Origin of the sequence: Verrucosispora sp. SN26_14.1, assembly GCF_004307965.1 — a bacterium.
Lineage (GTDB): Bacteria > Actinomycetota > Actinomycetes > Mycobacteriales > Micromonosporaceae > Micromonospora.
Genome location: NZ_SISL01000555.1, coordinates 1 through 3,453, shown reverse-complemented (window position 1 = coordinate 3,453; position 3,453 = coordinate 1). Strand labels below are relative to the sequence as shown.

Annotated in this window: 3 protein-coding genes and 1 riboswitch; of the genes, 2 read left to right on the top strand and 1 reads right to left on the bottom strand. The window is 71.4% G+C overall.

The genetic code is table 11. The features are described from left to right. The first annotated feature begins 207 nt into the window (after positions 1–207). Positions 208–273: riboswitch (guanidine-III (ykkC-III) riboswitch) on the top strand. A gap of 60 nt (positions 274–333) precedes the next feature. Then, entirely contained in the window at positions 334–648 is a 315-nt protein-coding gene (locus EYA84_RS28940; RefSeq protein WP_131057162.1) for a multidrug efflux SMR transporter, read from the top strand. A gap of 90 nt (positions 649–738) precedes the next feature. Further along, positions 739–972, top strand: coding sequence for a hypothetical protein (locus EYA84_RS28935; RefSeq protein ID WP_343232793.1), 234 nt, complete (start codon positions 739–741; stop codon positions 970–972). A 111-nt stretch (positions 973–1,083) separates the two neighbouring features. Here the strand turns inward: EYA84_RS28935 and EYA84_RS28930 are convergent, their stop codons facing one another. Next, on the bottom strand, positions 1,084–3,450 hold the full coding sequence (locus tag EYA84_RS28930) for a DNA translocase FtsK (RefSeq protein ID WP_236146017.1): 2,367 nt from the start codon (positions 3,448–3,450) through the stop codon (positions 1,084–1,086). Between the last annotated feature and the right edge of the window lie 3 nt (positions 3,451–3,453).

Sequence of the window (3,453 nt, the reverse complement as noted above, 5' to 3'; positions counted from 1 at the left end):
AGATGTGTATAGAGACAGCTCGTACGCGGCGAGCAGGGCGTGGCGCATCGCGTCCACGGTGGTCGCGGCGTCCAGCGCAGCGGCGACCTCCGGATCGGTGATGAGGACCGTCATGCCCGCCATCCTGCAAGTTGAAGTCACCTTGAGGTCCACCTCCGGTGAGCGTTCTCACCCGGGCCGTCCGCCGCGTCCGGTGCTACGGTCGGTCGCGACGGCCCGCGTGGCCGTCCCGGACGAGTCGTGGGCGTACCCGGTGAGCCAAGACGCCCCGCGTGATGGACCCGACTCGTCCCGGTGCCCCGGTGGCCCGGGCGGCCCCGAAGAGGTGACCCGATGGCCTGGATCGCACTGGTGATCTCTGGACTTCTCGAGACGGCGTGGGCGATCGCCCTGGACCGCAGTGCCGGCTTCACCCGACCCGTCCCCTCCGCGGTCTTCGCGGTGACGCTGGTGCTCAGCATGGGCGGCCTGGCGTACGCGCTGCGCGAGATCCCGGTCGGGACCGGCTACGCGGTGTGGGTCGGCATCGGCGCGACCGGCACCGCCCTGGTCGGCATGCTCGTCCTGGGCGAGTCGGCCAGCCTGCCCCGACTGCTCTGTCTGCTGCTGATCGTGGCCGGTGTGGTGGGGCTCAAGATCTATCACTGATCCGTGTCCGGGGTGCTGTTTGGACGGCACGCCGGTATGGGTACTGGCCGATCAACGACGAGTTGACCACCGGAGGAGATCATGGCCAACATGCACGCAGGCACCCGCCCGCGCACCAACGCCGCCCGCATCTGCACGATCGCGGGCTTCGTCTTCGCCGGCCTCGCGCTGTTCCTGTTCCCGCTGCTGTTCGGCCTGGTCGCCGTCGGGCTCGGGGTCGCCGGCGCGGTGCAGGGCGACAAGCCGCTCGGCTGGTACGCCGCCGGGGCCGGCGTGGCCGCGATCCTGCTCAACCTGGTCCTCGCGGCAGCCCTCGCGAGCTGACCCGCGACACCGTACACGAGGAAGGGCCCGCCGGACGTCCGGCGGGCCCTTCCTCGTGTACGGGTCGGTCCGGTGTGACGGCGCCGACCGATCGGCCAGGAGCCACCGAGGTCAGCCCTCCGTGCCCCGCAGGCCGTCCAGGACCTCGTCCAGCTCGTCCGGCTTGATCAGCACCTCGCGGGCCTTGGAACCCTCGGAGGGGCCGACCACGCCCCGGGTCTCCATCAGGTCCATCAGGCGACCCGCCTTGGCGAACCCGACCCGCAGCTTGCGCTGGAGCATCGAGGTCGAGCCGAACTGCGACGTGACCACCAGCTCGACCGCCTGCACCAGCAGGTCCAGGTCGTCGCCGATGTCCTCGTCGATCTTCTTCTTGTTCTCCTGGGCGGGGGCCAGCACGTCGGAACGGAACTCCGGCTCGCGCTGGTCCTTGCAGAACTTGACCACGTCGCCGATCTCGCGCTCGGTGACCCAGGCGCCCTGGATCCGCACCGGCTTCGACGCGCCCATCGGCAGGAACAGGCCGTCACCGCGCCCGAGCAGCTTCTCCGCGCCGGGCTGGTCCAGGATGACCCGCGAGTCGGCCAGCGACGAGGTGGCGAACGCCAGCCGGGACGGCACGTTGGCCTTGATCAGACCGGTCACCACGTCGACCGAGGGCCGTTGGGTGGCCAGCACCAGGTGGATCCCGGCGGCCCGGGCGAGCTGCGTGATCCGGACGACCGAGTCCTCCACGTCACGCGGTGCGACCATCATCAGGTCGGCCAACTCGTCCACGATCACCAGTAGGTACGGGTACGGGCGCATCTCCCGTTCACTGCCCGGCGGCGCCTTGATCTCGCCGTTGCGAACCTTGCGGTTGAAGTCGTCGATGTGCCGGACCCCGTTGGCCGCCAGGTCGTCGTAGCGCATGTCCATCTCGCGGACCACCCACTCCAGCGAGTCGGCGGCCTTCTTCGCGTTGGTCACGATCGGGGTGACCAGGTGCGGGATGCCCTCGTAGCCGGTCAGCTCGACCCGCTTCGGGTCGATCAGCAGCAGCCGCACCTCGTCCGGCGTGGCCCGGGTCAGGATGGACATCAGCAGGGAGTTGAGGCAACTGGACTTCCCGGCGCCGGTGGCGCCTGCGATCAGGATGTGCGGCATCTTGGCCAGGTTGGCCACCACGAACCCGCCCTCGATGTCCTTGCCGAGGGCCACCACCATCGGGTGGTGGTCGCTGGTTGCCGCCCGCGACCGCAGCACGTCACCGAGCGCCACGTTCTCCGGGTCGGTGTTCGGGATCTCCACACCGACCGCGCTCTTGCCCGGGATCGGGCTGAGGATCCGCACGTCCGGCGACTTCACGGCGTACGCGATGTTGCGGGAGAGCTGGGTGATCCGTTCGACCTTGACGCCGTGGCCCAGCTCGACCTCGTACCGGGTCACCGTCGGGCCCCGGGTGAATCCGGTGACCGCCGCGTCCACGTCGAACTGGTCGAAGACCCCGGTCAGCGCCGCGATCACCTCGTCGTTGGCCTTGCTGCGGCTCTTCGGCGCGGCTCCGGTGCTCAGCATGTTCGCCGGCGGCAGCGTGTAGTCCCCGGCCATCCCGGTCAACGCGAGCTGCTCGGCCCGGGTCGGCGCGGGCGAGTGCTCCGGCGGCTCGGCCGGCTTGCGGCTGGCCGGCACCCGGGACGGTGCCTTGCGCGGCAGGACCACGGTCTCCTGGAGGTCCACCCCGTCCAGGTCCTCGAAGTCGTCCGGATCGATCGGCGGAGGAGTCCGCTTCGCCGGCCGTCGCCGGGACGGCGCGGCGGGCGACTCCGCCTCGGCCTCGTCCTCCTCCTCGGTGCGGCCGATCACCGCCCCGGCCAGCAGGCCGAGCCGCTCGGGCACCTTGTTGATCGGCGTCGCGGTCACCACCAACAGCCCGAACACCAGCAGCAGGAGCAGCAGCGGCACCGCCACCCAGGCGGTGACCGCGCGCTCCAGCAGGCTGCCGACGCCCGCGCCGACCAGGCCACCGGCGAAGTCCCGCTCGGTCGGGTCGGACGGCTGCTGACCGATGTGCAGCATCGCGGCGGTGGCGACCAGCATGGAGCCCCAGCCGATCACGCCGCGTCCCCGGTGCTCGGGATCGCCGGGTTGCCGCATCAGCCGCCAGGCGCCGATGCCGAGCAGCACCGGCACCACGATGGAGATGGCACCGAGGAACAACCGGATCGTGTCGGCGAGTTGGGCACCCAGCGGGCCGGCCCCGGAGAACCACAGTGCACCGGCGGTGAGCAGGGCGAGGCCGATCACCAGCAGGCCGGCGCCGTCGCGGCGGTGCTCCGGGTCGATGTCGGCGGCGGAGGCGGCCTGACGGCCGGTGGCGCGTACCGCCCACCCGACGCTGTGCGCCAGGCCCATCCACACCGCACGGACCGCCCGGCCGACGTACGCCGCCGGGCCCGGCCCCCGGGCCGTGGTCGTCGAGGTGGCCGGCAGCGGGATCTG